The organism is Bradyrhizobium nivariense (assembly GCF_029846695.2).
Lineage (GTDB): Bacteria > Pseudomonadota > Alphaproteobacteria > Rhizobiales > Xanthobacteraceae > Bradyrhizobium.
This window is the reverse complement of record NZ_JARWCR020000194.1, coordinates 1-1,034: the sequence shown is the minus strand read 5'-3', so window position 1 is coordinate 1,034 and position 1,034 is coordinate 1. Positions and strand designations below refer to the sequence as shown.

1 protein-coding gene is annotated in these 1,034 nt (G+C 60.4%); it reads right to left on the bottom strand.

The genetic code is table 11. The features are described 5' to 3' along the window. The coding region (locus QCM77_RS45905; RefSeq protein ID WP_280097139.1) for an AMP-binding protein at positions 1 to 1,034 on the bottom strand (1,034 nt) is incomplete at both ends.

The following is a 1,034-nucleotide window of genomic DNA, read 5'->3' as shown; positions in this document are numbered from 1 at the left end:
CATATAACCATCCGCGACCCCCGCCCCGCCAATGTAAAGCTCCCCCACCGCCCCAAACGGAACGGGCTCAGCATGACCGTCCAGCAGGTAAACCTGCGTGTTCGCGATCGGTCGGCCAATCGGAAGCCGCTGGAATGGCTCATCAATCGCGTTGATCTCGCAGACTGTCGCTAAGGTCGTCGTCTCGGTCGGACCGTAGCAGTGCAAGAGATGTTGCGGTCGGTTCTGCCTCAACACCCGTGCTACTGCCGCCACATCAACCGCATCACCTCCAACTAATAGCAACCGCAAACTCGCCAGCACCGGGCCTAGATCATTAGCGCTCTGCCTGAACAATCCCGCTGTCAAATGCAGGACGGTAATGCGGTGCTGCTGAACCAGACTGCGCAGCACTTCTGGCTCCAGCACATCAGTGTATGGAATCACAATCAGGCTCGAACCGTGTAGCAGCGGTGCCCAGACTTCCAGCGTACTGATATCAAACGCGGGATTGCCCAGCCATGCCACACGATCCCTCGAGCTGAACTCCGCATAGCCGTTGTTGATGACGAGCCGGTTGACAGCACGATGAGGAACAACAACTCCCTTGGGAACGCCGGTCGAGCCGGAGGTGTACATTACATAAGCGGCGGCCTCGGCGCTCAATGCCAGGCCTGGATCGGTACCACATCCTGTTCCGGCCATGAGCGGCTCAATGGGCAGAACAGGGATCGTCACGTCAACCAGATCGTCATCGTCACTCTCGCTAAGCACGAAGCGCGCATCACAGTCGGCCAGTATCCAGCTTTGTCGTGCAGATGGAAGAGCGCGATCGATCGGCACATAAACTCCCCCCGCCTTCAGGGTCGCCAACTGCGCCACCACAAGCGCAACGGAGCGGTCCAGCATTGTCGCAACACTATCCCCGGGCTTGACCCCGAGCCCGACCAGATGATGCGCGAGGCGGTTCGCCCGTGCATTGAGCTCGCCATAGCTCACGCGCTCGCCCTCGCAGACCACCGCCACCGCGTCCGGCGCTTGGCGCACCTGCGCCT